Source organism: Arthrobacter sp. P1_B9, from assembly GCF_056406495.1.
Window position 1 is genome coordinate 111,629 of the sequence record NZ_JBFUAA010000010.1, and the last position, 23,909, is coordinate 135,537.

At 67.8% G+C, this 23,909-nt stretch carries 20 protein-coding genes; 11 read left to right on the forward strand and 9 right to left on the reverse strand.

The features are described 5' to 3' along the window. Positions 1 to 82: 82 nt before the first annotated feature. Positions 83 to 1,090: a phosphoserine phosphatase SerB gene (gene serB, locus AC1D1A_RS14810; RefSeq protein WP_476849640.1), complete on the reverse strand. Its 1,008-nt coding sequence runs from the start codon at positions 1,088 to 1,090 to the stop codon at positions 83 to 85. Between the two features lie 131 nt (positions 1,091 to 1,221). Here serB and AC1D1A_RS14815 point away from each other — a divergent pair, with 131 nt between their 5' ends. The 5 genes from AC1D1A_RS14815 to AC1D1A_RS14835 all read left to right on the forward strand — a co-directional run bounded on the left by AC1D1A_RS14815 (position 1,222) and on the right by AC1D1A_RS14835 (position 5,320). After that, the gene (locus AC1D1A_RS14815; RefSeq protein ID WP_476849641.1) at positions 1,222 to 2,007 is read left to right on the forward strand and encodes an ABC transporter ATP-binding protein; all 786 of its coding nucleotides are present in this window, start codon (positions 1,222 to 1,224) and stop codon (positions 2,005 to 2,007) included. Between the two features lie 18 nt (positions 2,008 to 2,025). Further along, complete coding sequence (locus AC1D1A_RS14820; protein ID WP_476849642.1) at positions 2,026 to 2,811, forward strand: sulfite exporter TauE/SafE family protein; 786 nt, start codon at positions 2,026 to 2,028, stop codon at positions 2,809 to 2,811. 33 nt (positions 2,812 to 2,844) lie between these two features. Next, entirely contained in the window at positions 2,845 to 3,654 is an 810-nt protein-coding gene (locus AC1D1A_RS14825) for a TrmH family RNA methyltransferase (protein ID WP_476948037.1), read from the forward strand. Positions 3,655 to 3,823: 169 nt separating this feature from the next. Continuing rightward, positions 3,824 to 4,081, forward strand: coding sequence for a type B 50S ribosomal protein L31 (locus AC1D1A_RS14830; protein ID WP_018772953.1), 258 nt, complete (start codon positions 3,824 to 3,826; stop codon positions 4,079 to 4,081). Between the two features lie 132 nt (positions 4,082 to 4,213). Then, a complete protein-coding gene (locus AC1D1A_RS14835) occupies positions 4,214 to 5,320 on the forward strand; it encodes a lipoate--protein ligase family protein (protein WP_476858589.1) in 1,107 nt (368 codons plus the stop codon). Between the two features lie 142 nt (positions 5,321 to 5,462). Here AC1D1A_RS14835 and pepN read toward each other — a convergent pair whose 3' ends face one another. Continuing rightward, positions 5,463 to 8,114, reverse strand: coding sequence for an aminopeptidase N (pepN, locus tag AC1D1A_RS14840; RefSeq protein ID WP_476858588.1), 2,652 nt, complete (start codon positions 8,112 to 8,114; stop codon positions 5,463 to 5,465). A 34-nt stretch (positions 8,115 to 8,148) separates the two neighbouring features. Then, positions 8,149 to 9,174 carry a YeiH family protein gene (locus AC1D1A_RS14845; RefSeq protein ID WP_476948038.1) on the reverse strand — a complete coding sequence of 342 codons (1,026 nt, stop codon included), beginning with the start codon at positions 9,172 to 9,174 and terminating at the stop codon, positions 8,149 to 8,151. Between the two features lie 142 nt (positions 9,175 to 9,316). On the opposite strand from AC1D1A_RS14845, the gene AC1D1A_RS14850 reads away from it, so the two are divergent. The 3 genes from AC1D1A_RS14850 to AC1D1A_RS14860 are packed head-to-tail and all read left to right on the forward strand — an operon-like array spanning position 9,317 to position 12,685. Further along, on the forward strand, positions 9,317 to 10,918 hold the full coding sequence (locus AC1D1A_RS14850; protein WP_476849648.1) for a circularly permuted type 2 ATP-grasp protein: 1,602 nt from the start codon (positions 9,317 to 9,319) through the stop codon (positions 10,916 to 10,918). After that, positions 10,911 to 11,837 (forward strand): alpha-E domain-containing protein, encoded by a 927-nt coding sequence (locus AC1D1A_RS14855; RefSeq protein WP_026266338.1) that lies wholly within the window; start codon positions 10,911 to 10,913, stop codon positions 11,835 to 11,837. The genes AC1D1A_RS14850 and AC1D1A_RS14855 overlap by 8 nt, the downstream gene beginning before the upstream one ends. Then, positions 11,834 to 12,685: a transglutaminase family protein gene (locus AC1D1A_RS14860; protein ID WP_476849649.1), complete on the forward strand. Its 852-nt coding sequence runs from the start codon at positions 11,834 to 11,836 to the stop codon at positions 12,683 to 12,685. Before AC1D1A_RS14855 ends, AC1D1A_RS14860 begins: the two co-directional genes overlap by 4 nt. A gap of 100 nt (positions 12,686 to 12,785) precedes the next feature. On the opposite strand, the gene AC1D1A_RS14865 is transcribed toward AC1D1A_RS14860, so the two are convergent. Continuing rightward, positions 12,786 to 13,283 (reverse strand): pyridoxamine 5'-phosphate oxidase family protein, encoded by a 498-nt coding sequence (locus AC1D1A_RS14865; protein ID WP_476850950.1) that lies wholly within the window; start codon positions 13,281 to 13,283, stop codon positions 12,786 to 12,788. 157 nt (positions 13,284 to 13,440) lie between these two features. Between AC1D1A_RS14865 and AC1D1A_RS14870 the strand changes: the two genes are divergently transcribed. Next, positions 13,441 to 15,141: a GAF domain-containing sensor histidine kinase gene (locus tag AC1D1A_RS14870; protein WP_476858584.1), complete on the forward strand. Its 1,701-nt coding sequence runs from the start codon at positions 13,441 to 13,443 to the stop codon at positions 15,139 to 15,141. A gap of 33 nt (positions 15,142 to 15,174) precedes the next feature. On the opposite strand, the gene AC1D1A_RS14875 is transcribed toward AC1D1A_RS14870, so the two are convergent. Then, positions 15,175 to 15,906 (reverse strand): response regulator, encoded by a 732-nt coding sequence (locus tag AC1D1A_RS14875; protein WP_026538734.1) that lies wholly within the window; start codon positions 15,904 to 15,906, stop codon positions 15,175 to 15,177. A 309-nt stretch (positions 15,907 to 16,215) separates the two neighbouring features. Here AC1D1A_RS14875 and AC1D1A_RS14880 point away from each other — a divergent pair, with 309 nt between their 5' ends. Beyond that, entirely contained in the window at positions 16,216 to 16,659 is a 444-nt protein-coding gene (locus AC1D1A_RS14880) for a universal stress protein (RefSeq protein WP_476948039.1), read from the forward strand. A gap of 34 nt (positions 16,660 to 16,693) precedes the next feature. Here AC1D1A_RS14880 and AC1D1A_RS14885 read toward each other — a convergent pair whose 3' ends face one another. From AC1D1A_RS14885 to glgC, 3 genes are all read right to left on the reverse strand, one after another. Continuing rightward, entirely contained in the window at positions 16,694 to 17,161 is a 468-nt protein-coding gene (locus tag AC1D1A_RS14885; RefSeq protein ID WP_079549614.1) for a pyridoxamine 5'-phosphate oxidase family protein, read from the reverse strand. Between the two features lie 96 nt (positions 17,162 to 17,257). Further along, positions 17,258 to 18,766 (reverse strand): SDR family NAD(P)-dependent oxidoreductase, encoded by a 1,509-nt coding sequence (locus AC1D1A_RS14890; RefSeq protein WP_476948040.1) that lies wholly within the window; start codon positions 18,764 to 18,766, stop codon positions 17,258 to 17,260. A gap of 61 nt (positions 18,767 to 18,827) precedes the next feature. Beyond that, entirely contained in the window at positions 18,828 to 20,243 is a 1,416-nt protein-coding gene (gene glgC / locus AC1D1A_RS14895) for a glucose-1-phosphate adenylyltransferase (protein WP_476850945.1), read from the reverse strand. A gap of 102 nt (positions 20,244 to 20,345) precedes the next feature. Here glgC and glgA point away from each other — a divergent pair, with 102 nt between their 5' ends. Continuing rightward, positions 20,346 to 21,551 (forward strand): glycogen synthase, encoded by a 1,206-nt coding sequence (gene glgA, locus AC1D1A_RS14900; RefSeq protein WP_476850944.1) that lies wholly within the window; start codon positions 20,346 to 20,348, stop codon positions 21,549 to 21,551. Positions 21,552 to 21,692: 141 nt separating this feature from the next. Here glgA and AC1D1A_RS14905 read toward each other — a convergent pair whose 3' ends face one another. Then, positions 21,693 to 23,873 carry an acyl-CoA dehydrogenase family protein gene (locus AC1D1A_RS14905; protein ID WP_476948041.1) on the reverse strand — a complete coding sequence of 727 codons (2,181 nt, stop codon included), beginning with the start codon at positions 23,871 to 23,873 and terminating at the stop codon, positions 21,693 to 21,695. Between the last annotated feature and the right edge of the window lie 36 nt (positions 23,874 to 23,909).

Sequence of the window (23,909 nt, forward strand, 5' to 3'; positions counted from 1 at the left end):
GCGCCGGGATGGCGCGTAGAGAAGGCACGTCCCGGCAATGCTTGACTAAACATTGCCGGAACGTGCCTTCCCGGTTAATGCATCAGACTCCGGCGATATACCGGACGGCGTCAAGATAGGGAAGGTTGACGGCGGCGTCCGCGGCAGCGCGGACGGCCGGCTTCGCGTTGAAGGCGATGCCGATCCCGGCGGCGCCCAGCATGTCGAGGTCGTTCGCGCCGTCGCCCACGGCGATCGTGTGTTCCATCGGGATGCCCTCGGCCGCAGCCCATTCGCGCAGGTACTTCTCCTTGGCCGCCCGGTCGATCACGTCGCCGAGCACCTTGCCGGTCAAGGCGCCGTCGACGATTTCGAGTTCGTTCGCGATCCAGTAGTGCAGCCCCAGGTCTTCGGCGATCGGCCGGAGGATCTGGTTGAAGCCGCCGGACACGACGGCCACGGCATGGCCGGCAGCCTGGAACGCCGCCACCAGCTCGGCGGCGCCCTCGGTCAGCCTGACCTCGGCGCGGACCGACTCGACGACGTCCGCGGGCAGCCCCGCGAGGACCGCCACCCGGGCGTGCAGGCTCTGGGCGAAGTCCAGCTCGCCGCGCATGGCCGCCTCGGTCACCGCCGTCACTTCCTCGCGCTTGCCGGCGTAGGCGGCCAGCAGCTCGATTACTTCCTGCTGGATGAGGGTGGAGTCCACGTCCATGATGAGGAACTTCCGGGGCGCGCTGCGCAGTGCTGCCGGAACCAGGGCCGTGTCGACGCCCTCGATGCCGGCGGCCGCCAGCGCACGGCGCGCACCGTCCAGGCGGGCTTCCGCAACCGCGGCGGCTGTGGCGGCGTCTGCAGTCCGTCCGTCCCGTCCGGTGTCCGGGCGGCTGTCCGCTCCGCCGGCCTGGGAGTCGCCCCGGGAGGAGTCCAGTGAGTCGTCCTGCACACTGTCCAGTGCGCAGTCGACGGCGTATACCTCGAAGCGGGCGTCGCCGGTCCGGGTTTCCGCCCCGACGCCCAGCCCGGCGGCCGTCAGGAGCGAACGCAGCCGCTGGATGTCGGGAAGGGACAGTTTCAGGCCGTAGCTCACTGCGGTCACGTTCGAACTCATGGCCTCAATCCTAGCGAGCGGGGGCGGGCGGCCCGAATTCGTTGCGCCTGGGCAGGCGCCGCGTGACGCTCCACGGCAGGGCGCGGCGCCGGTTATCAGTCACCCGCTTTTTTGTCCTAGTGTCTACTCCTATGAGTGATGTTCTTGAAATGGCCGGGGTCAGTGTTGTACGTGGGGCGAAGACGCTCCTGGACAAGGTCGACTGGCAGGTCAAAGAGGGCGAACGCTGGGTGATTCTGGGCCCCAACGGCGCCGGCAAGACCACGCTCCTCCAGCTGGCCGCGGCCCGCATCCACCCGACCTCCGGAATGGCGGGCATCCTCGAGGAAGTCCTCGGCGCCGTCGACGTCTTCGAGCTCCGCCCCCGGATCGGGCTGTCCTCCGCTGCGCTGGCCAGCCAGATCCCCGAGCACGAGAAGGTCCTCAACGTGGTGGTCACCGCCGCGTACGGCGTGACCGGCCGCTGGCGCGAGGGCTACGAGAAGGACGACGAGCGGCGCGCCTTCGGGCTGCTGAACGAGTGGGGGATGGGCCCGCTGCTCAACCGCCCCTTCGCCTCGCTTTCCGAGGGGGAGCGCAAGCGCGTCCAGATTGCCCGCGCCCTCATGACCGATCCCGAGCTCCTGCTCCTGGACGAGCCGGCCGCGGGGCTCGACCTCGGCGGCCGCGAGGACCTGGTCCAGCGCCTGAGCGAACTCGCCCGCGACGACGCCGCCCCGGCGATCGTCCTGGTCACCCACCACCTCGAAGAAGTGCCGCCGGGCTTCACGCACGCGATGCTCATGCGCGACGGCGGCGTCGTGGCTTCCGGCCCGCTGCAGGAGGTCCTCACGGCGGAAAACCTGAGCGAAACGTTCGGCCTGCCGCTGGACGTCAGCGTCAACGCGGGCCGGTACACCGCGACCGCCAGCCGCTGACGGGGCCGCTGACCGCGCGTGGAGCTCCTCAATAGCGCCCTCATATTCTTCGCCGGGCTGTGGGCGGGCACCATCAACAGCGTCGTCGGATCCGGCACCCTGGTCACGTTCCCGGTGCTGATCGCCCTGGGCTACGCCCCCGTCACGGCCTCCATCAGCAACGCCATGGGGCTCGTGGCCGGTAACGCCACCGGCGCCTGGGGCTACCGGAAAGAACTCGAGGGCCGCGGCAAGCAGCTGCTCCGGCTCCTGCCGGCCTCCCTGCTGGGTGCCGTCACCGGCGCTTATCTGCTGTTGCACCTGCCCGAGAAAGTCTTCTACTACGCCGCCCCCGTCCTGATCGTGCTGGCCCTGCTGATGGTGGTCTTCCAGCCGCGGCTGCAGCGGTGGGTGAGGAACCGCGAGGAGAACCCCGAGCACGCGATCCGCGACCGCCGCCACGGTGTCCTGCTCGTGGTGCTGGTGTACCTCGCCGGCGTCTACGGCGGCTACTTTGTCGCTGCCCAGGGCATCCTGTTAGTCGGCATCCTGGGCGTGTTCATGACCGGGACCATCCAGAACGCCAACGCGATGAAGAACTTCCTGGTCCTGGGCGTGAACGTGGTGGCCGCAGCCTCCTACCTCCTGTTCGCCTTCGACCGGATCGACTGGGGTGTGGTCGGGCTGATCGCCGTAAGCTCCCTGATCGGCGGCGTGATTGGCTCCAGGGTGGGGCGCCGGCTCTCCCCGGCGGTCCTGCGCGGGGTCATCTTCACCCTGGGCCTGGTGGCGCTGGGGTTCATGACCGCCAACCTGTTCAAATAGCCCTTCCAACAGCCTCCCAGGAATGACCTGCCCGTGACCTTTCACTTTCTTGAATCCGCCGACGACCCGCGGGTTGCGGACTACACGCAGCTCACGGACGTGCACCTGCGCAAAATCCGGGAACCCGCCGAGGGCCTGTACATCGCCGAGTCCTCCCGCGTCCTGCGCCGGGCCCTGGCCGCAGGGCACCGGCCGCGGTCCTTTTTCCTGGCCGAGAAGTGGGCCGGGGACCTCTCCGACGTCTTTGAGCAGTACCCGGACGTCCCGGCCTACATCGGCCCCGCGGCTCTGCTGGAGCAAATCACCGGTTTCCATCTGCACCGCGGCGCCATGGCCGCCATGCACCGGCCCGCCCCGGTGCCGCTGGCGGACCTGCTCGCCGGGGCCCGCCGGGTTGCGGTGCTGGAGGACATCGTGGACCACACGAACGTCGGGGCCATTTTCCGCTCGGCCGCGGCCTTGGGCGTGGATGCCGTCCTGGTCTCGCCGCGCTGCGGGGATCCGCTCTACCGCCGCAGCGTGCGGGTCAGCATGGGCACCGTGTTCCAGGTTCCGTGGGCCCGGCTGGAGGACTGGGCGGAAGGCCTGGCCGCGCTGYAGGAGCAAGGCTTCACCGTGGCGGCCATGGAACTCACGGATGACGCGGTGGACCTCGACGTGCTCGCGGCGCGCCGCCCGGAGCGGCTGGCCCTGGTGCTGGGCACGGAAGGCGCGGGCATGAGCGAAGGAACCCTGGCCGCCGTCGACCTCGCAGTGAAAATCCCGATGCGCCCGGGCGTCGATTCGCTCAACGTCGCCGCGGCGTCGGCGGTGGCGTTCTGGGAGCTCCGCCCGAAGGACTGAGGCCCCTGCATCGTGCGGCGGCCGCGCCGCGCTGACGTGCGCCAATGGTGTTCGTCAGCGGTCCGGGGATCGGCTATCATTGATAGCTGGCCGTCCGGTGCTTTCCGCCGGCCATCCCATTCATACCTGGCAACTGGCAAAATCCAGTTGTGCGAACAAAGGTCCAATTATGAAGTCTAATACTCACCCGAAGTACGAAGCTGTTGTTTTCAACGACCTGGCTTCCGGCGTCAAGTTCCTGACCAAGTCCACCGTGTCTTCTTCGAAGACCATCGAGTGGGAAGACGGCAACACCTACCCGGTCATCGACGTCGAAATCTCCTCCGAGTCCCACCCGTTCTACACGGGCAAGCAGCGCATCATGGACTCCGCAGGCCGCGTCGAGCGCTTCAACGCTCGCTTCAAGGGCTTCGGCGGCAAGAAGTAACTTTCTTCCCCAAGGTCTTATGGAAAGCCCGCACCGGCAACGGTGCGGGCTTTCTGCGTCTCTGCTGCTGTTCCGGCTAAACGGGTGACCCGGGTTCCCGGGTTCCCGGACGCATGCGGCAGGATGGAGGTCATGACATCCCATCCCGCGGCCACCGCCCCCAGCCCCGACGACGACGGCGGCGGCCGTCACCACGGCGAGTACAAGGTCCCGGGCGGCAAGCTCGTGGTCGCCGACTTCGACGTCGTCGACGGCGTCCTGGCCCACGTCTCGCTGAGCGGGGACTTCTTCCTCGAACCCGACGAGGCGCTGCCGGAGATTAACCGGGCGCTCACCGGGCTGCCCGTCGAGACCAGTGCCTCGGACATCGCGGACGCCGTGACGGCGGCGCTGCCCGAAGGCACCGTGCTGTTCGGTTTTTCCGCCGACGCCGTCGCCGTCACCGTCCGCCGCGCCCTGGCGAAGGCCACCGGCTGGGCGGACCACCACTGGAACATCATCGCCCCGTCAGTCCTCCCCACCCACGTCAACGTCGCCCTGGATGAGGTCCTCACCGAGGAAGTCGGCGCCGGGCGGCGCAATCCCACCCTGCGGTTCTGGGACTGGGAGGAGCCCTCCGTGGTGATCGGTAGCTTCCAGTCCGTCCGCAACGAACTCCATCCCGAGGGCGTGGCCCGGCACGGCATCAGCGTGGTCCGGCGGATCAGCGGCGGGGGAGCGATGTTCATGGAGGCCGGGAACTGCATCACCTACTCGCTGTACCTGCCGCAGACCCTCGTGGACGGCATCAGCTTCGCGGACTCGTACCGTTTCCTCGACGCCTGGGTGATGGCGGCCCTGGAAAAGGTCGGCATCAGCGCCTTCTACGTGCCGCTCAACGACATCGCTACGGAGCACGGCAAGATCGGCGGGGCGGCGCAGAAGCGGCTCGCCAACGGAGGGATGCTGCACCACGTCACCATGAGCTACGACATCGACGCCGGGAAGATGGTGGAGGTCCTGCGGATCGGCAAGGAGAAACTGTCCGACAAGGGCACCAGGAGCGCCAAGAAGCGCGTGGATCCGCTCCGCCGCCAGACCGGCCTGGCCCGCGCCGAAATCGTTGCAGCGATGATGGACGTCTTCGCCGAACGCTACGGCGCGACACCGTCCGTCCTCACCGACGCCGAGCTGGAGGCCGCCCGCCGCCGCGTGGAGACCAAGTTCGGCACCACGGAGTGGCTGCACCGGGTCCCGTAGGAGCCTGTTCTTTAAGAAGCCCGCTCCCTAACAGCCTTCATCCCCATCGGCTGCTCCCCACCGGCACCCTCGCCTCGCAAGCTCGGCCAGGGAACCCTGCCGGCGTGGGCCCAGCCGCCGATTTCAGCCGTCAAAAGGGCCGTTACGGAGCAGTCGATGGTGCCTGGGCCGGTGCTGTCAGTGCCTGCGCCCTGAGGGAACGGTGCAGCTGGCTGCGCTGTTCGATGATGATCCGGCGCAGGGCACGCGGCGCATCAGGGTGGGCGGCCAGCCACTGGTCGGTGCGGACAATCACGGCGTGGGTTTCGGGCGTTCCGCCGTCCAGGTCCTGTGCCGCGGGGTAGAAGCCGCGGATAATCCGGCTGGCGATCTCGATGCTCCGGTCCGCCCAGACGTCCTCGAGGGATTCGAAGTACGGGTCGATGAACCCGGCCAGCAGGGAGGCCGCGCCGGTGTTGAACCCGGCAATCGTGGCGCCGAGGAGCTGGTTGGACAGGCCGGTGCCGTGGACGGCGGCCTCCCAGGCGGCCGCCTTGACGGATGCCTCGGGGCGCGCGGCGAGGGCCGTGGCGTGCCCGGACTTGCCTGCCGCCGTGTTGTCCCGGGCGAGCTCCTGGTCGAGCTGCTCCTGCGGGGCCTGGCCGTTGGCCGCCAGGGCATGCCAGAGATTCCAGCGCAGTTCGGCGTCCACGGCGAGGCCATCGATCACCGTGCTGCCGTCCAGGATGCCCCTGAGCAGGTCCAGCCGGCCGGCGTCGTAGCGGCTGGTTGCGGCAAGGGTCCGGGCCCAGGCCAATTGCTGGTCGGAACCCGGCGCTGCCGCGTGCAGCTGTTCGGCGGCCGTGGTGAGGAAGCCGTGGCGCACGGCATCGCGCTGGCCCCGGGGCACGTAGCGTTCCACTGCCGTCGAGGCATTGCCCAGGACATTGAGGAGGACGCCGATGCCCGGCTCGGCGGGCCCGAAGCGCTCGACGGCGTCGACGTAGAGTGCGGCCGGTGTGACGGCATCCCGGGCCGAGTCCCACAGCGCCGTCCAGCACAGCGCCCGCGCCATGGGGTCGTCCAGCTTGTCCAGGGAGCCGCGGACAGTCGCCTCGGAATGCGGGTCCAGCCGGACCTTGGCGTAGCTGAGGTCCTCGTCATTGACCAGCAGCAGCGCAGGGCGCGGTTTGCCGGCCAGCGCGGTCACATCGGTCCGGGCGCCGCGGACATCGGTCTCGACGCTGTCAGTGCGGACCAAGGCGCCGGCGTCGTCGAAATCGTAGAGGCCGATCCGCAGCCGGTGCGGGCGGGGCTCCTGCCGGCCGGTGGTGGGATCCACGGCGTCCTGCAGGACGGCGACGGAGCTGAGCGCGCTGCTGTCTTCGGTGGATTCGGTGGATTCGGTGATCTCGCTGGACAGGGTGGAGATGCCGGAGGTCTGGAGCCATTGGCGGGCCCATTCGCTGAGGTCGCGGCCGGACGCGGCGCTGAGGGCGGCCAACAGTTCGGCGAGGGTGGTGTTGCCGTAGGCGTGGTCCCGGAAGTACTGGCGGGACCCGGCGATGAAGGCCTCGAACCCGACGTAGGCCACCAGCTGCTTGAGCACCGATGCGCCCTTGGCGTAGGTGATGCCGTCGAAGTTCTGCTTCGCGGCTTCCAGGTCCGGGATGTCGGCGACGATCGGGTGGGTGGTGGGCAGCTGGTCCTGGACGTAGGCCCACGCCTTGCGGTTGTTGGCGAAGTTCACCCAGGCCGTGTCCCAGTCCGTGGTCCGGTCCACACCGAGGGTGCCCATGTAATCAGCGAAGGATTCCTTGAGCCACAAATCATCCCACCACTTCATGGTGACGAGGTCCCCGAACCACATGTGCGCCATCTCGTGGAGGAGCGTGTTGGCGCGGGCCTGGTACTGCGAATCGGCGGCCCGGGAGGTGAAGACGTAGCTTTCGGTGAAGGTCACCAGGCCCGGGTTTTCCATGGCGCCGAGGTTGTACTCGGGGACGAACGCCTGCTCGTATTTGCCCCACGGGTAAGGGAAATCAAAGAGTTCGTTGAAGAAGGACAGCCCGTTCCTGGTGAGGCGGAACAGGGCGTCGGTGTCGAAGGACGCGGCCATGGAGGCGCGGCAGTAGAGCGCCAGCGGTACGTCCAGAACGGTGCCGTCGGCGAGCGTGCCGCGCCAGGCGTCCTCGGCCTTGAAATACGGTCCGGCGAGGACGGTGGTGATGTAGGTGGACATCGCCTTGGTGGGCGCGAAGTCCCAGCGGCTCGTGGCGGGATCACTCGTCAGTTGGGTGCGCAGCACCTCGGCGCCGTTGGAGGACACCTGCCAGTCGGAGGGGGCCATGACGTGGAAGGTGAACTCGGCCTTCAGGTCGGGCTGTTCGAAGTTCGCGAACACCCGGCGGGCGTCGGCGGGTTCATACTGCGTGTAGAGGTAGCACTGGCCGTCGGCGGGATCGACGAAGCGGTGCATGCCTTCACCGGAGGTGCTGTACAGGGCGGTTCCCGTGATGGTGACCTGGTTCTCCGGCTGCAGGTTTTCGAGCCGGATCCGGGAACCGTCCACGACGTCGGCGACGGCGAGTCCCTTGCCGTTGAGGAAGACGCTGTGCACGCTGCCGGCGATGAAATCCACGAAGGTCGTCGCGCCGGGTTCGCTGGCCGAGAAGGAGATGATGCTGCGGCTCGTGTAGCCGGCGACGTTCGGGTCGGCCGCCTGCCGGACGTCGAGGGAGACATCGTAGCTGTGAGTGGTGATGAGGGCGGCGCGGTCCGCGGCCTCGTCGCGGCTCAGATTCTGGTTTGACACCCCGCTATCTAATCACGGGAGCCTGTGTGCCCGGTCACGCCGGCGGGAACATCAGGAAGGCGGCCGCCAGGCCCAGCAGGGCGATCAGCAGCCAGGACGCCAGCGCGGCCAGCAGCGCGCGTGCGCCGGTGTGCAGCAGCTGGCCCACCCGGACGGCGGAGCCCAGCCCGAACAGCGCCATGCCGAGCAGCAGGTCCTGGACGGCGGCGGCCACGTCCAGGGCCGCGGGGGAGAGCCACCCGGTGGTGCGCAGGCCCGCCAGGGCCACGAATCCGATGACGAACAGCGGGACCACCGGGGGGCGCTTGGCGCCGTCGGCTGCGGTGCCCAGCCGGTGATGGAAGCCCGCGGCGGCGACCATCGGTGCCAGCAGGATCACCCGGGTGAGTTTAACGACGACGGCGACGGCCAGCGCCGCGGTGCCGGCGGTCTGGGCGGTGGCGACCACCTGCCCGACGTCGTGGACGGAGGCGCCGGTCCACGCCCCGAAGATCTCCGGACCCAGGCCCAGCGGCCGCGCGAGCAGCGGCAACACACCGATCGCCAGCGTGCCGCACAGGGTCACGAGTGCCACCGGCAGCACGGTTTCCTCCTGCCGGATTCGGCGCACGGCGGCCATCGCCCCGATCGCTGACGCCCCGCAGATGGCGAATCCCGTGGCCACCAGCAGCGCCACGCGGGGCGGCTGCCGGAAGAGCCTGCTGATTCCGTACGTCCCGGCGAAAGCGGCCAGCACGACGGCGGTCACGAGCAGGAGCGCAGCCCAGCCCAGGCCCAGCACATCGCCGAGGCTGACTTTCAGGCCCAGCAGCACGATCCCGGCCCGCATGAGGTGCTTGCCGGCGAAGTCCAGCCCGGGCCGCGCCGGCCCGGCGGTCCAGCCAGACACGCCCGGCAGGTTGGCCGCCAGCAGCCCGAGGAGCACGGCCATTGTCATCGCCGGCAGCGCGGGAAGGAGCAGGTGGGCGGCGACGGCGACGGCGAYGGCCGCCGCGGCGCCGGCCAGGCCTGGCGCGGCGTCTCTCAGGGCTGAGGCGGTGGCGGATCTCTTGGGGGGCACGCCCCTACATTGCCGTACCCGGCCCTAAAAGCCGTAACCGCGGCCGTCCCGGCAGGCGGCCCGGACTGCGCGGCCAGCACTGAGCGCCGCGCCGCGGGCCGCCGAAATGATTTCGCAACAAAAAAGTGGTTGGCTAGTGACCATGTCTGACCTATTCCAGGAATACTCCGAGGCCGCCGGCCGCACCGGCGCCTACGACGAGATGTTTGCCCCCGGCCAGCAGGCCCGGAGATCTTACGGGCAGGTGGCCCTGGCCCTGCGCGAACTCTCGTTGGCTGACGTCAGCGCCCGCGCCGATTCCATGGCCCGGACCTTCCTGGACCGCGGCGTGACCTTCGACTTCGCGGGTGAGGAACGGCCCTTCCCCCTGGACATCGTCCCCCGCGTGATCCCCGCCGATGAGTGGAGCGTCCTGGAACGCGGTGTGGCCCAGCGCGTCCGCGCCCTTGAAGCCTTCCTCAATGACGTCTACGACAAGATGACCGTGGTGTCCGACGGCGTCATCCCGCGCCAGCTCGTCACGACGAGCGCGCACTTCCACCGCCAGGTGCACGGCTTTGAGCCGGCCGGCGGCGTCCGGGTCCACATTTCCGGAATCGACGTCGTCCGCGACGCCGAGGGCACGTTCCGGGTCCTGGAGGACAATGTGCGCGTACCCTCGGGCGTCAGCTACGTCCTCGAGAACCGCCGGGCCATGGCCAAGGGCCTGCCCGAGGCTTTCGGCCAGCAGCTCATCCGCCCGGTCGAGGAGTACCCCCGCCGGCTCCTGTCCGCCCTGCGGAAGACGGCGCCCTCCGGCGTCGACGATCCCACCGTGGTGGTCCTGACCCCCGGCGTGTTCAACAGCGCCTACTTCGAGCACACCCTGCTCGCCGGACTCATGGGTGTCGAACTCGTCGAGGGCCGCGACCTCATCTGCCGCGGCAACCGGGTCTACATGCGCACCACCGCGGGCGAGCAGCGCGTAGACGTCATCTACAAACGCATCGACGACGAATTCCTGGACCCGCTGCAGTTCCGTGCCGACTCCATGCTCGGCTGCCCCGGCCTGGTCAACGCCGCCCGCGCCGGCGGCGTCACGATCGCCAACGCCGTGGGCAACGGCGTCGCCGATGACAAGCTGGTCTACAGCTACGTGCCCGACCTCATCCGGTACTACCTCAACGAGGAGCCCGTGATCGCCAACGTGGACACGTTCCGGCTCGAAGAGAAGGAGGCCCGGGAACACGTCCTGGACCGCCTGGACGAGCTCGTGGTCAAACCGGTGGACGGCTCGGGCGGCAAGGGCCTCGTGATCGGCCCGGACGCGTCCAGGGACGAACTCGACGCCCTGCGCAAGCGGATCATCGCCGACCCCCGCGGATGGATCGCCCAGCCGGTCCTGCAGCTGTCCACGGTGCCGACGCTCAGCGGCGACAAGTTCGGCCCCCGGCACGTGGACCTGCGCCCCTTCGCCGTCAACGACGGCGAGGACGTCTGGGTTCTCCCCGGCGGACTGACCCGCGTGGCGCTCAAGGAGGGATCGCTGATCGTCAATTCCAGCCAGGGCGGCGGTTCCAAGGACACGTGGGTCCTGGCCGATTCCCCGCAGGTCCCCGTCGAAGTGATCCCACGGCCCACCATCGCAGTCCGCGAGCGGGTTTCGGTCTGGCCGGTGGAGAGCAACTGGCGCGACAGCCAGAAAGAGCAGCAACAGCAGCAGCAGCAGATTTCTGACGCGCAGGAGGTAACCGCGAATGCTTAGCCGTATTGCCGAGTCACTGTTTTGGATCGGCCGCTACGTGGAACGGGCCGACGGCACCGCCCGGATCCTCGACGTCCACCTCGAACGGCTCAACCATCTTCCCATGGAGGAACAGCGCAGCGTGGCGCAGGAACTCCTCGCCGTCATGGGTGCCCGCGCACAAAGCGACGATTTCGGCCTGCCCGAACTGCTCAACGCCCTCGCCTACGACAAGCAGAGTGCCACCTCCATTGCCGGTTCCCTCGGTGCTGCACGGGAAAACGCCCGCCGAGCCCGCGAGACCGTCTCCTCCGGGCTCTGGGAAAGCCTCAACACGACCTACTACGGGCTCAACCAGCACCGCAAGGACGTGGTGGGCACCTACCGGTTCTGCAACTGGGTCCTGGAGCGCACCGCCATGGTCAGCGGCCTCGCCGACACCACCGTCAGCCACGACGAGAGCTGGCAGTTCCTGGTCCTGGGCCGGTCGCTGGAGCGTGCGGACATGACCGCGCGCATGCTCTCCACCCGAGATGTCCTCTCGGCCGGCATGTCCTGGGTGAACATGCTCCGCTGCGCCGGGGCCTACGAATCCTTCCTGCGGACCCGCCGGGCTGCGTTCGGGGACCAGCACGCGGCCGAATTCCTGCTGCTGGACCGGCTGTTCCCGCGGTCCATCGTCTACGCGCTGCGCGACGCCGACGAGTGCCTGGCGAAGCTCGACCCCTCGGCCCAGCGCGTCGGCTTCATCAACGACGCCCGCCGGATCGTCGGGCAGGCCCGCACCTTCCTGGAGTTCCACCGCACCGATGACCTCATGTCGGAGCTGCCGGAGCACATGGAGCGTGTGCAAAAGGCCGTGTCGCAGGCCTCGGACGCCATTTCCCGTAAGTACTTCAATCAGGCAGACGAACTGGCCTGGGTGGGAGAAGTTTCATGACCCGGCTGAACATCGTTCACAAGACGGCCTACAAGTACAACAAACGCGTGACCCTGTCCTACAACGAGGCCCGGATGACCCCGCTGACGGACCCGCAGCAGGTGGTACTTGAGTCCTCCATGAAGGTTTCGCCCTCACAGGCGGCCCTGAGCAGCTACCGCGACTACTGGGGCACCCGGGTGACCGCCTTCGACATGCAGATGCCGCACGAGCACCTCGAGGTGCTGTCCACCACCACCGTCGAGGTGCACCGGGTCGAGAAGATCGCAACCGAGGCCGACATCGTCGGCTGGGACGTCCTGGCCGCACCGGAAACCCTGAACCAGTTCAGCGACTGGATTCCCCAGTCCCAGCTGACAGGTCCCGGCTCCGAGGTGCTCGCCATCATTCCCGGCGTCGTCGACGGGAAATCACCGCACGAGGCCGCCATGGCGGTCTTTGCCTGGATGCGCGGTGAAATGACCTACATGAAGGGCTCCACCGGCGTCACCACCAACGCCGAACAGGCCTGGAACCAGCGGCAGGGCGTCTGCCAGGACCTGGCGCACCTCGCCATCGGGTCACTGCGCAGCTGCGGTATCCCGGCCCGCTACGTGTCCGGTTACCTTCACCCGCGTTCGACGGCGGAGCTCGGCGAGACAGTTGCCGGCCAGTCGCATGCGTGGCTCGAGTGGTGGGACGGCGAATGGCGCAGCTGGGACCCGACCAACCACAAACCCGCGGGGGACTTCCACGTCACCGTGGCCCGGGGCCGCGACTACCGCGACGTGCCGCCGCTCAAGGGCATCCTGTCCGGCGGCGGGGGATCGGCCCTCAGCGTCAGCGTGGAGATCACCCGCGTCGCCTGACCGCACGCCGCGCCCCACGTTGCGCTATCAGATCGGGTTGCCCTGAAGCCCTCAGGGCAACCCGATCTGAAAGCGCAAGATGTGTTTTTAGGGGGGCGGATTATTCGAGGCCGGAGCGCGTGGCGTCGTCCAACGGCGTCCACCACGTCTGGGGCGGCACCACCTTGAACCGCCGGCCCGTGACGGTGTCCGGCGCAATCCGGACGAAATGTTCCTTCTTTCCGGCCTGCCACGGGAACAGCAACAGGCCCACCGTGTCCATGACTTCCTGGGGGTTCTGCACCGGCGCGGCCTGGCCCTTGATGACGACGCTCCAGGCGACTCCGGTGTCAGCATTGATGCCGTCGGCCTCCAGGGCCACCGGCGTGCCGCCTGTGGCCGCCTGCAGCTTGGTGCCCTCCGCGGTGCGGAACACCAGCGTGCCGTGGTCCACTTTGTAGTTAATGGGGAAAATGTCGGGATGGTCGTCCACCCAGACCGCCAGCCTGCCGACGGAGACGCTGCGCAACAGCCGCCAGCATTCGTGGTGGTCGAGGTCTTCGACGGCGTGGGTCTGGTCCTTTGGCTCGTGACGGCCCGGGCTCGATTCAGTGCTCATGCCGGCGAGCGTACGCGGCCGGGCTGACGGCGGCTAGGGCAAATGGACCCAGCCGCCGGGTTAATCTGCGAATTCTGAGGCTTTCCTGAGTGGTTCGCGGTATTCTGGCAAAAGGCCGTCAGCGTCTACATTGGCCGGAGCGAATGGGGGCAATGACATGCATTCAGCGGGTGAGGGCTCAGGCCATACCGTGTCCGAACCAAATCCCGTCGTTGAGGAACTGCTGATGGGGTTCGGCGCCCGGACGGAAGAGCTGCTCCAATCCAAGGAACGCATCACCGGCCTGCTGGAAGCCGTCGTCGCCCTGGCCGAGGACCTGAGCCTGGATGCCGTCCTGGAACGCGTCGTCGAATCGGCCTGCCGGTTGTTGCACGCCAGGTTCGGCGCCCTTGGCGTCATCGGTGATGACCACGCGCTCAGCCACTTCATCACTGTCGGCATCGATGGCCAACTGGCGCGTCAGATCGGTCCGCTGCCGACCGGCCACGGCGTCCTCGGCCTCCTGATCACAGACCCGCGGCCGCTCCGGCTGCATGAATTGAATAAGCACCCCGAGGCCTACGGGTTCCCCGCGCACCACCCTCCCATGCAGTCCTTCCTGGGGGTACCGGTCCGCGTCCGGGACGTGGTGTTCGGCAACCTCTACCTCACGGAAAAAGAAGGCGGAGACGACTTTTCCGCCGAAGACGAGGCCCTGGCCGTCGCCTTGGCCGCAGCGGCCGGCGTCGCCATCGAAAATGCCCGGCTCTACGACGACGCCCGCCGCCGGGCCCGCTGGCTGGAGGCCTGCATGGACGTCTCCGGGCTGATGTTGAGCACGGACCGCGACTACACCTCGGGCGGCCTGGACCCGATAGCCGGCCGCGCGCTCCAGGAGTCCGCGTCCTCACTCGCCCTCCTGGTGGCCCCCGCCGCCAACGCCATGGCCCACGTGGTGATCGGCGTTGCCGGTGAGCGCGGCACGGCGTTTTCGGGACGGTCACTGCATTTGGAGTCAAAGCTCCTGGAAGGTGTCCTCGAAGGCGGCGAGCCAGTGCTGTTCGACGACGCATCCGAAGTGTTGGGGGAGGTCGACGGTGCAGTCACCGGCCCGCTGCTGGCAGTGGCCCTGAGTACCCAGGGCGCCCACCATGGCCTCCTGCTGCTGGCACGGGACAAGGAGTCGGTGCGCTACGCCCGGACCGACATCGAAATGGGGGCCGTCTTCGGCTCCCACGTGGCCCTCGCCTTGGAACTTGCCCGGGTGCACCGGCTGCGCGAGGAGCTTCTGGTCTTCACCGACCGCGACAGGATCGCCCGGGACCTGCATGACCTCGTCATCCAGCGGCTGTTCGCCGCCGGGCTGAGCGTACAGAGCCTGACCCGTTTCACCAAGGAGGATCTGGCGCTGGAGCGCATCCGCAACATCACCGGCGAACTCGACGAGGCGATCCGCAGCCTGCGCGACACCATTTACTCGCTCAAGAGCAACACAGGCGAGATCGAACTGCTGAGCGGCCGGATCCGTCGGGTCACGCGCAGTTCGTCCAAGTCCATGCCGTTCCCGCCGCGCCTGACCATTACGGGACCCGTGGATGCCGTGACACCGGACAAGGCCGACAACGTCGTGGCCGTGGTTTCCGAGGGGCTCAGCAACGCCATCCGGCACTCCGGGGCGGATACAATCTCGGTCTCGGTTGCGGTCGTTAAGGGCAGGGTGACGGTGGTGATCAGCGACAACGGCGCCGGATTCACTCAACCCGAAAAACGCAACGGGCTAAGCAACCTCGAGGACCGGGCGCGCATGCTCGACGGCGAATGCACCATCACGAGCGTGCCCGACTCCGGTACCAGCCTGGAATGGTCGGTGCCCCTGTAACCGGCACGCCCGAAGGTCCGGTTTCCGCGGAGCCTATCCGACGCTGCGGGGCCGGATTACTTCGCCGGTCCTCCCGCCGGCGGCCGCCGGAAATGCCGGGCTGGCGATGAAGACGGCTGCCTGCGTGCGGCGTTCGAATCCGAGCTTGGCCAGCAGGGACGACACATAGTTCTTGACGGTCTTTTCCGCCAGGAACATTTCGGCGGCAATCTGCCGGTTGGTCAGTCCGCCGCCCACCAGCTCCAGGACCTTGCGTTCCTGGGGCGTGAGGGAGGAGGTGCGCGGGTCGACCTCTTCGGCCTCCACCAGGCTGTCCACGACGCCGGCGGCCACGCCTTCCTCGAAGAGGGACTCGCCCGCTGCTGCCCGCCGCAGGGCGCCGATCAGGTCCGTGCCGCCGATCTCCTTCAGCACGTATCCGCGTGCCCCGGCCAGGACGGCGCCGCGCAGGGCCTGTTCGTCGTCGAAGCTCGTCAGGATGATGCAGTTCAGGGACGGGTCCACCGACCTCACGTCCCGGCAGACCTCGATGCCGGTTCCGTCCGGCAGGCGGGCGTCCAGCACACAGACATCAGGATGCAGCGCGGGAATCCGCCGGGTCGCCTCCACCGCGGATCCGGAACTGCCGACGACGGCAAACCCCTCGCCTTCGAGAAGTTCCTGCAGCCCGCGCCTGACAAGTTCGTGATCATCAAGGATAAAGACGCGGATCACCGCCTGCCCGCCATCAGGTGCAGTGAGACCTGCGTCTGCCCAGGCAATCATGATTCTCCCGTCCGGCCGCTCGCGCGACCGCTCGATACTGTTAGTGACACCATGCTCTTTGTCACGAGATGCTGTCCGTCGTCTGCTGACCCCAGCCTCTGCCATTCTTGTGCACCGGGGCGGCGCGGACAAGGGTCATAGTGCCCAACAGGCCGCCTCCGGCCAGTCGCCCCGAGCGTTTTCGGGTGGCCCGCCGGCCGGGCTGCGTGCATGCCCTTTGGCCCTAGGCGTCATGCCGGCCGAAGGAAATCATGGGAGCGTCGCCATCTGGCGCGGGAAGCTCGGCCGGTACGAGGGCAAAGGATTGCGATGAACGAAGTCAGGGACGTCCGGAAGATCGTGGTAGGCGTTGACGGCTCGGACGCTTCGGTGTCCGCGTTGCGGCATGCGCAGGCCCTCGCGGTGCCCCTGGCCGCCAAGGTCGTCGCAGTGGCATGCTGGGACTACCCGCCGGTGTACGACGGCTATGTCGCCGTCGGCATCGAGGACTTCGACGTCCGGGCCGGGGAAATCCTGGCCGATGCGGTGGCGAAGGCCTTCGGCCCGGACACCCCGGACAACGTCGAGGCCCGCCTCATCCGGGGGCACCCCCGCCGCGTGCTGATCGAGGAGAGCAAAGCCGCGGACATGCTCGTGCTGGGCCGCCGCGGCCATGGCGGTTTCGGTGGACTGTTGCTGGGATCTGTGAGTTCCGCCTGTGTGGCACATGCGCATTGCCCGGTGCTGGTGGTCCACTCGCCAGAACACGGCTGACGCCGCAATCCTGCCGGGAGGGTGCCCGGGGGTTCTATTCGAAGGTGGCCCGGCGCGGATCCGCGAGCCGGGTGGTCCACACGTCGGGCCGGTTGACCTTGAAGCGTCGTCCGGTCAGGGCTTTGGGAGCCACCCGCACGTAGTAGGCCTTCTCGCCGGGCTGCCAGGGCTCCAGGAGCAGGGAGTCAATTTCGTCCTTCTCCTCCTGGCTCTCGATGACCTCGGCTTCCCCGCGCGCCATTACGCTCCAGGCCGTCTCGTCGCGGGCGTCGTAGCCGTCGATCTCGAATGCAACCGGCTTGCCTGTGATCGCGCCCCACAGCTTCGTGCCGCCGGCGGTGCGGAAGGCAATCGCCCGCCGTTCGAGGACGAAATTCACCGGGAAGATCTCCGGATGGTTGTCTACGATCAGCGCTACGCGCCCCACAACTTCGGTGTCGAGCAGCGCCCAGCACTGGTCCATGGTCAGCGAGTATTCCGGCGAGGGCGTGGTTGAGTCCATGTCGAGCCACAATACGGGCCGGCCCGGACCCCGATTAGGGCCATAGGTCCCGCAGCGGACACGTAAGTGACGGACGCCGCGGCCCGCCGGCGCCGGTCACCAGGGACTGGGCTTGTAGTCCTTGAGGAACACGCCGTACTGGTCCTCGCCGGATTCGCCCATCACGATGGGGTCGTACACGCGGGCGGCGCCGTCAACGAGGTCCAGGGGCGCGTGGAAGCCCTCTTCCATGAGGCGGACTTTGGTGTAGTGCGGCCGTTCGTCCGTGATCCAGCCGGTGTCCACGGCCGTCATGAGGATGCCGTCGGCGTCGAGCATTTCCTGGGCGCTGGTTCGCGTCATCATGTTCAGCGCCGCCTTGGCCATGTTCGTGTGCGGGTGCCCGGGGCCCTTGTAGGCGCGGGAGAACTGGCCTTCCATGGCGCTGACATTGACGATGTATTTCCGCCGCGCGGTGGAGCGCTTCATGGCCCCCCGCAGCCGGCTGACCAGAAGGAACGGAGCCGTCACGTTGCACAACTGCACTTCGAGCATCTCCAGCGGGTCCACTTCGTCCAGCACCTGGGTCCAGCTGTTGATGGTGGCGAGGTCCGGGACCAGTCCGCCCGCGTCGATCGCGGTGCCGGAGGCAATCCGCTCCAGCGACGCCGACCCGGTGGACAGGGCCAGGGACGTGATCGCGTCCCCGGCCAGCACGGGATGGTCGAGCACGCTGCTGGCGAGGGCAAGCGGGTGCTTGTCGTGGGCGTGGCCGAACGTGACAAGCTCCGGACCCCCGTTGGCAGCCTGGAGGGCGGCGGGCAGCGGCTCGTCCTCGGCGTCGACGAGCGGCTTGTAGGCGTTGCCAGAGCGCCGCACCGTCTGGGCCGCGTTGTTGATGATGATGTCCAGCGGTCCTGCGGCATCCAGGGAATCCGTCAGGGCCATCACCTGGGACGGGTCGCGGAGGTCGATGCCCACGATCCGGAGCCGGTGCAGCCAGTCGGCGCTGTCCTCCATCGCAGCGAAGCGGCGGGCGGCGTCCTTCGGGAACCGGGTGGTGATGGTGGTGTGCGCACCGTCCCGGAGGAGCCGGAGCGCGATGTACATGCCGATCTTCGCCCGGCCGCCGGTCAGGAGGGCCCTGCGGCCGGTGAGATCGGTGCGGGCGTCGCGCTTGCTGTGGCTGAACAGGGCGCACTCGGGGCACAGCTGGTGGTAGAAGGCATCCACCTGGGTGTAGTGCTGCTTGCAGATGTAGCAGGGCCGGGACCTGATCAGGTGGCCGGCGATTTCCCCGGTGGCGGACGTGGCGAGCTTGTTGCCGCGCGTCTCGTCGTCGATCCTGTCGGGGGCGGCCGTCGCCGTCTGAGCGATCACGGCGCGGTCCGCCTCGGCGATCTCATCGCGCTTGCTGACCCGCCGGTGGCGCTTGACGGCCTTGAACATCTTCCCTGTGGCGCGGCGCACTGAGACGTAGTCCGGGTGCTCCTCGTCATAGGCGTGGATCGTGTTCAGGACTTTCAGGCAGGCCTGGATTTCCTCCGGGGTCAGTCCGGCGAGATCAGACCCGGCAAGACCAGATGCGGCAGAGGGAAAGTCGGAGGACAGATCGGGGGAGCTCATTGCCCTAATTTTACAGGGTGCGGGGAGCCCGGCCGGACGTGCCTGCCGGGCCCCCGCCTGCCTATGCCGTGGGTGAGTGCTTGACCGGTGCGTCTGTGCCCACAGCGGCGGCCTGCACGTCGGCAACCTTGTCCACGGACTCCCGCAGCTCGGGCCAGTTCTCGGTGGCGGTGCGGACGGCGTCGGGCACCAGGCGCAGGTTGGCCGCGGAGAGCGCCCTTTCCGCGTCGCTGGGGTCCGGGACGTGCTGGCCCTTGGACAGGACCGTGATTCCGGAGTCGGTGACCTTGAACCCGCGGGCTCGGTCCAGTTCGGGGTCGAGCCCGATCGTGGCCCCGGCCGGAATCTTGACGTTCTTGTCGATGATGGCGCGTTTGATCACGGCGCCTTCGCCGACATTGACCTTGTCCATCAAGACCGAGTCCAGGACCCGGCTCGAGGTGCCCACGTAGACGTCGTTGGAGAGCACGGAGCCCTCCACGATGCCGCCGGAGACGACGACGCCGCTGGCCACGATGGAATCCAGTGCCGTGCCCACGGTGTTGGACTTGCCGCGGACAAACTTGGCCGGCGGGGAGATGGTCTGGCGGGTGTAGATCGGCCACTCGGAGTTGTAGAGGTTGAACACCGGGACGGGGGAGATCAGGTCCATGTGGGCGTCGTAGAACGAATCGATGGTGCCGACGTCGCGCCAGTACGTGCGGTCGCGTTCGGTGGACCCGGGAATGTCGTTGAGGGTGAAGTCGTAGACACCGGCCTCGCCCTGGTTCACGAAGTAGGGAATGATGTCCCCGCCCATGTCGTGCTTGGTATCGAGGCGCTCGGCGTCCACGTGGAGGGCTTCGATCAGGGCATCGGCGTCGAACACGTAGTTGCCCATGGAGGCCAGGAACTGGCTGGGGTCGGCCGCGAGGCCGGGAGTCGACGACGGCTTCTCCACGAACGCGGCAATTTTGTCCGGGTTGTCCGCATCGGTTTCGATCACGCCGAACTGGTCCGCCATGTGCAGCGGCTGGCGGACCGCGGCGACCGTGGCCTTGGCACCGCTCGCGACGTGCTGCGCCACCATCTGGGAGAAGTCCATCCGGTAGACGTGGTCTGCGCCGACCACGACCACGATGTCGGGGTTGGCGTCGTGAATGAGGTTCAGCGACTGATAAATGGCGTTGGCGCTGCCGAGGAACCAGCTCTTGCCGACGCGCTGCTGGGCCGGAACCGAGGCCACATAGTTGCCGAGTTGGGTGGACATCCGCCACGTTTCGGAAATGTGCCGGTCAAGGCTGTGGGACTTGTATTGCGTCAACACCACAATTTGCAGATAGCGGGAATTCACAAGATTTGAAAGGGCAAAGTCAATGAGCCGGTAGCTTCCGGCAAACGGGACACCAGGCTTGGCCCGGTCCGCCGTCAACGGCATGAGCCGGTTTCCCTCGCCACCTGCGAGGACAATTGCCAAAACTCTCTTTTGATGCGGCATGGTGATAGCTCCTGAACGCCTTCGTTACTCCCCAATACAGTCCGGCATGCCCGAACGTCTTCACACTAGATCAGATCCACCGTAACGACTACCTTGGTGCATGTGCGAATAGATATTGTGACCAAAGAATTCCCGCCGGAAATTTACGGCGGCGCCGGGGTCCACGTGGCCGAGCTCAGCCGGGTGCTGGCCCAACGCGTGGACCTTCAGGTGCGTGCCTTCGGCGCGCCCCGCGAGCCCGGGTATCACGGAGCGACCGTCACGTCGTATCCCGTGCCCGAAGACCTGGGCTCTGCAAACGCCGCCATCCAGACCCTCGGGGTGGACCTGAGGATCGTTCCGGACATCGCCGGCGCGGACCTGGTCCACTCCCACACCTGGTATGCCAACATGGCCGGACACATCGCGTCGCTGCTCCACGGCATCCCGCATGTCCTCAGCGCGCACAGCCTGGAGCCGCTGCGCCCGTGGAAAGCCGAGCAGCTCGGTGGCGGCTACGCGGTGTCCTCCTGGGTGGAAAAGACCGCCTACGAGGCCGCGGCCGCCATCATCGCCGTCTCGGAAGGCATGCGCCAGGACATCCTGCGCAGCTATCCGGACGTTGACCCGGCCAAGGTCAAGGTGGTCCACAACGGCATCGATGTCAGCCAGTGGAACCGGGACGAGGCTGATGACATCATCCGTCCGCTCGGAATCGATCCGGAGCGCCCCAGCGTTGTTTTTGTGGGCCGGAACACCCGGCAGAAGGGCGTGCCGTACCTGTTGCGGGCCGCCGCCAAGCTCCCGGCCGACGTCCAGCTGGTGTTGTGCCTCGGTGCCGCGGACACGCCGGAACTGGCGGCCGAGACGGCACGCCTGATCGAGGAGCTGCAGAGCCAGCGCAGCGGCGTGATCCTGATCGAGCGGATGCTGCCCCGCAACGAGGTCATCCAGGTGCTCAGCCACGCGACCGCGTTCGCGTGCCCGTCCATCTACGAACCGCTGGGCATCGTCAACCTTGAGGCGATGGCGTGCGGTGCCGCCGTGGTGGCCAGCGCCACCGGCGGTATCCCGGAGGTCGTCGAGCACGGCAAGACCGGACTGCTTGTTCCGATCGAGCAGGTCACGGACGGCACCGGAATCCCTCTGGACCCGGAGAAGTTCGTCACCGACTTTGCCGAGGCCCTCATCGAAGTGGTGTCCGATCCTGCCCGGGCCCGCGCCATGGGCGAAGCCGGCCGGCGCCGGGCCGAGGAGCACTTCTCCTGGGAATCCATCACGGAGACCACGCTCGAGGTCTACCGCTCGGTGCTCCAGCAGGGCTCCTGACCCCGCGACGGAACAGCACCACAGCGTCACTGCAGCACGGAGTCACTGCAGCACGGAGTCACTGCACTTCAGAGTCACAGCACTGCGACGACGGCGCCGCCCCGGCTGAGGGGGCGGCGCCGCCGTCGCATTTCGGCTGGGTCAGCCGCGGGTCTTGGTGCCCTGGGCCTTGGTGCCGTGAGCTTTTGTGCCGTGAACGGCGCGGGCAAGCAGGATCTTTTCGTCCAGTGGCGCCTGGCCGCTGGCCCGCTGCTTGCGGAAGTAGTCCCGTACCTCGTCCTGGCGGACCTTCTCCGCGCCGGTGGAGATCTCAGCGCGGAGGTGCTCCGGGCCGTACCCGAACGCGTCCACCAGGTCCAAGGCGTGCGGACGGATCTTCACGAGCAGGCGGTTGATGTATTCGCCCACAGTGCGTCCGCGCTGCATCGACAGCCTGCCGTTCATGAGGTACCAGGACAGGTTCTTCTCGATCAGGGACAGGCCGAAGAGATCGCGCAGCCACGTCAGGACTTTGTGCGTGCCCGGGTCTGTCACCTTGCCCAGGGCCTCGGTAAAGGCCTCCCACTGCAGCAGCTCCGCATGGGCCTGGGCGGCTTCGATGAGTTCGTGCTGGTGGGCGTTGAACAAGGCGGCGCCCTGCTGCTGCGGGAGCTTGTTCGCGCCCTTGAGGGCCGTGGCCACCTCCGCGACCATGGTCTGGACGCGGTCCGTGAGCAGGGTCCGCTGGCTTGCTTCGTCCTTGATCGCCAGCGCCGCTTTCTGCACTGATCCGGTGTCGGCCACGAACTGGGCGACGCCGCGCAGTCCGGTGCGGTGGATCGCCGCACCGGTGGCCTGGCCCACGACATAGCGGGCCAGCACGCCGACGTTGACGGTGCGGAATTCCTTGGCGTAGTCCGCCAGCAGGCGCTTGGCGACCAGCTGCAGCAGGACGGTGTTGTCGCCTTCGAACGTGGCGTAGACGTCGAGGTCGGCGCGGAGCGAGGCGAACCGGTTCTCGATCAGGAATCCGGCACCACCGCAGGCCTCGCGGCATTCCTGCAGCGTATCCAGGGCGTGCCAGGTGCTCAGCGGCTTCAGGGCCGCGGCCAGGGTTTCGAGGTCCTGGCGGTCCTGGTCGGTGTCGTGGCGGCCGGAGAAGACATCGTCGAATTTCTGCAGCAGTTGCTCGCTGGCGAAGCTGGCGGCGTACGTGGTGGCCAGCCGGGTGAAGAGCCGGCGCTGGTGCCGCTGGTAGTCCAGCAGCACTTCCTCGTCGGTCTGGGAGGAGGCATTGAACTGCCGGCGTTCGGTGGCGTACTGGATGGCGGTTTTCAGGGCCAGCTTCGACGCCGTCACGGCGGCGCCGTCGAGGGAGACCCGGCCCTGGACCAGCGTGCCGAGCATGGTGAAGAAGCGGCGGCCCGGGCTGGCGATGGGGGACGTGTAGTTGCCCTCGGGGTCGACGTCGCCGTAGCGGTTCAGGAGGTTGGTGCGGGGAATCCGGACGTTCGTGAAGTGAATCCGGCCGTTGTCGATGCCGTTCAGGCCGCCCTTGACCCCATCGTCCTCGCCCCCGATGCCCGGCAGGAAGTCCTTGGTCCCGGGGTCCCGGAGGTCCATGTAGAACGCGTGCACGCCGTGGTTGACGCCCTTTGTCACCAGTTGGGCGAACACGACGGCGGCCAGGCCATCGGTGGCGGCGTTGCCGATGTAGTCCTTCCACGCTGCCCGGAACGGTGTGTGGACCACGAACTCCCCGGCGGCGGGGTCATAGGTGGCGGTGGTGGCAATGCTGGCCACGTCGGAGCCGTGCCCGGTCTCGGTCATGGCGAAGCAACCCGGGATCTCCAGGCTCATGATGCCGGGCAGCCATTTCTCGTGGTGTTCCGCGGTGCCGAGGTGGTTCACTGCGGAGCCGAACAGGCCCCACTGCACGCCGGCCTTGATCTGCAGCGACGGGTCGGCGATGACCAGTTCCTGGAAGCCGGCCACGTTGCCGCCGTGGTCATCGGAGCCGCCCACGGACTCCGGGAAGGCGCGGTGGACGGCCCCGTTGTCCACCAGGATCCTGAGCTGCCCGAAGACGCGCCGGCGGTGTTCTGTGTGGGTCTGGCCCTCGATCTTGTGCAGTTCCGGGCGGCCGGCGAGGCCCCTGGACTTCAGCCGGATGTCGGCCCACTTGCCGAGCAGCTGTTCGCCAAGGGCCGCGACGTCGACGGCGGGCGCCTCAGGGGTACCGGGCTGGCCGGAACGGCCGGCTGCCGTGGTTGCCGCCGGCTGTTGTGGTTGCGGCCGGCGCCGGGGTGCGTTGCCGGTGGTGCGGTCGGCTAGTTCAGTCATGTCGTTTCCTTCTGTGGTTCTGACAATCTTTAGTGC

What these genes read in the sequence shown, in the direction of transcription:
- AC1D1A_RS14850 (WP_476849648.1), top strand. Translation starts at nt 9,317, where the DNA reads ATGTCTGACCTATTCCAGGAATACTCCGAGGCCGCCGGCCGCACCGGC.
- AC1D1A_RS14870 (WP_476858584.1), top strand. Translation starts at nt 13,441, where the DNA reads ATGCATTCAGCGGGTGAGGGCTCAGGCCATACCGTGTCCGAACCAAAT.
- AC1D1A_RS14860 (WP_476849649.1), top strand. Translation starts at nt 11,834, where the DNA reads ATGACCCGGCTGAACATCGTTCACAAGACGGCCTACAAGTACAACAAA.
- AC1D1A_RS14855 (WP_026266338.1), top strand. Translation starts at nt 10,911, where the DNA reads ATGCTTAGCCGTATTGCCGAGTCACTGTTTTGGATCGGCCGCTACGTG.
- AC1D1A_RS14890 (WP_476948040.1), bottom strand. Translation starts at nt 18,766, where the DNA reads ATGAGCTCCCCCGATCTGTCCTCCGACTTTCCCTCTGCCGCATCTGGT.
- serB (WP_476849640.1), bottom strand. Translation starts at nt 1,090, where the DNA reads ATGAGTTCGAACGTGACCGCAGTGAGCTACGGCCTGAAACTGTCCCTT.
- AC1D1A_RS14830 (WP_018772953.1), top strand. Translation starts at nt 3,824, where the DNA reads ATGAAGTCTAATACTCACCCGAAGTACGAAGCTGTTGTTTTCAACGAC.
- AC1D1A_RS14875 (WP_026538734.1), bottom strand. Translation starts at nt 15,906, where the DNA reads ATGATTGCCTGGGCAGACGCAGGTCTCACTGCACCTGATGGCGGGCAG.
- AC1D1A_RS14885 (WP_079549614.1), bottom strand. Translation starts at nt 17,161, where the DNA reads ATGGACTCAACCACGCCCTCGCCGGAATACTCGCTGACCATGGACCAG.
- AC1D1A_RS14835 (WP_476858589.1), top strand. Translation starts at nt 4,214, where the DNA reads ATGACATCCCATCCCGCGGCCACCGCCCCCAGCCCCGACGACGACGGC.
- AC1D1A_RS14865 (WP_476850950.1), bottom strand. Translation starts at nt 13,283, where the DNA reads ATGAGCACTGAATCGAGCCCGGGCCGTCACGAGCCAAAGGACCAGACC.
- AC1D1A_RS14905 (WP_476948041.1), bottom strand. Translation starts at nt 23,873, where the DNA reads ATGACTGAACTAGCCGACCGCACCACCGGCAACGCACCCCGGCGCCGG.
- glgC (WP_476850945.1), bottom strand. Translation starts at nt 20,243, where the DNA reads ATGCCGCATCAAAAGAGAGTTTTGGCAATTGTCCTCGCAGGTGGCGAG.
- AC1D1A_RS14815 (WP_476849641.1), top strand. Translation starts at nt 1,222, where the DNA reads ATGAGTGATGTTCTTGAAATGGCCGGGGTCAGTGTTGTACGTGGGGCG.
- AC1D1A_RS14880 (WP_476948039.1), top strand. Translation starts at nt 16,216, where the DNA reads ATGAACGAAGTCAGGGACGTCCGGAAGATCGTGGTAGGCGTTGACGGC.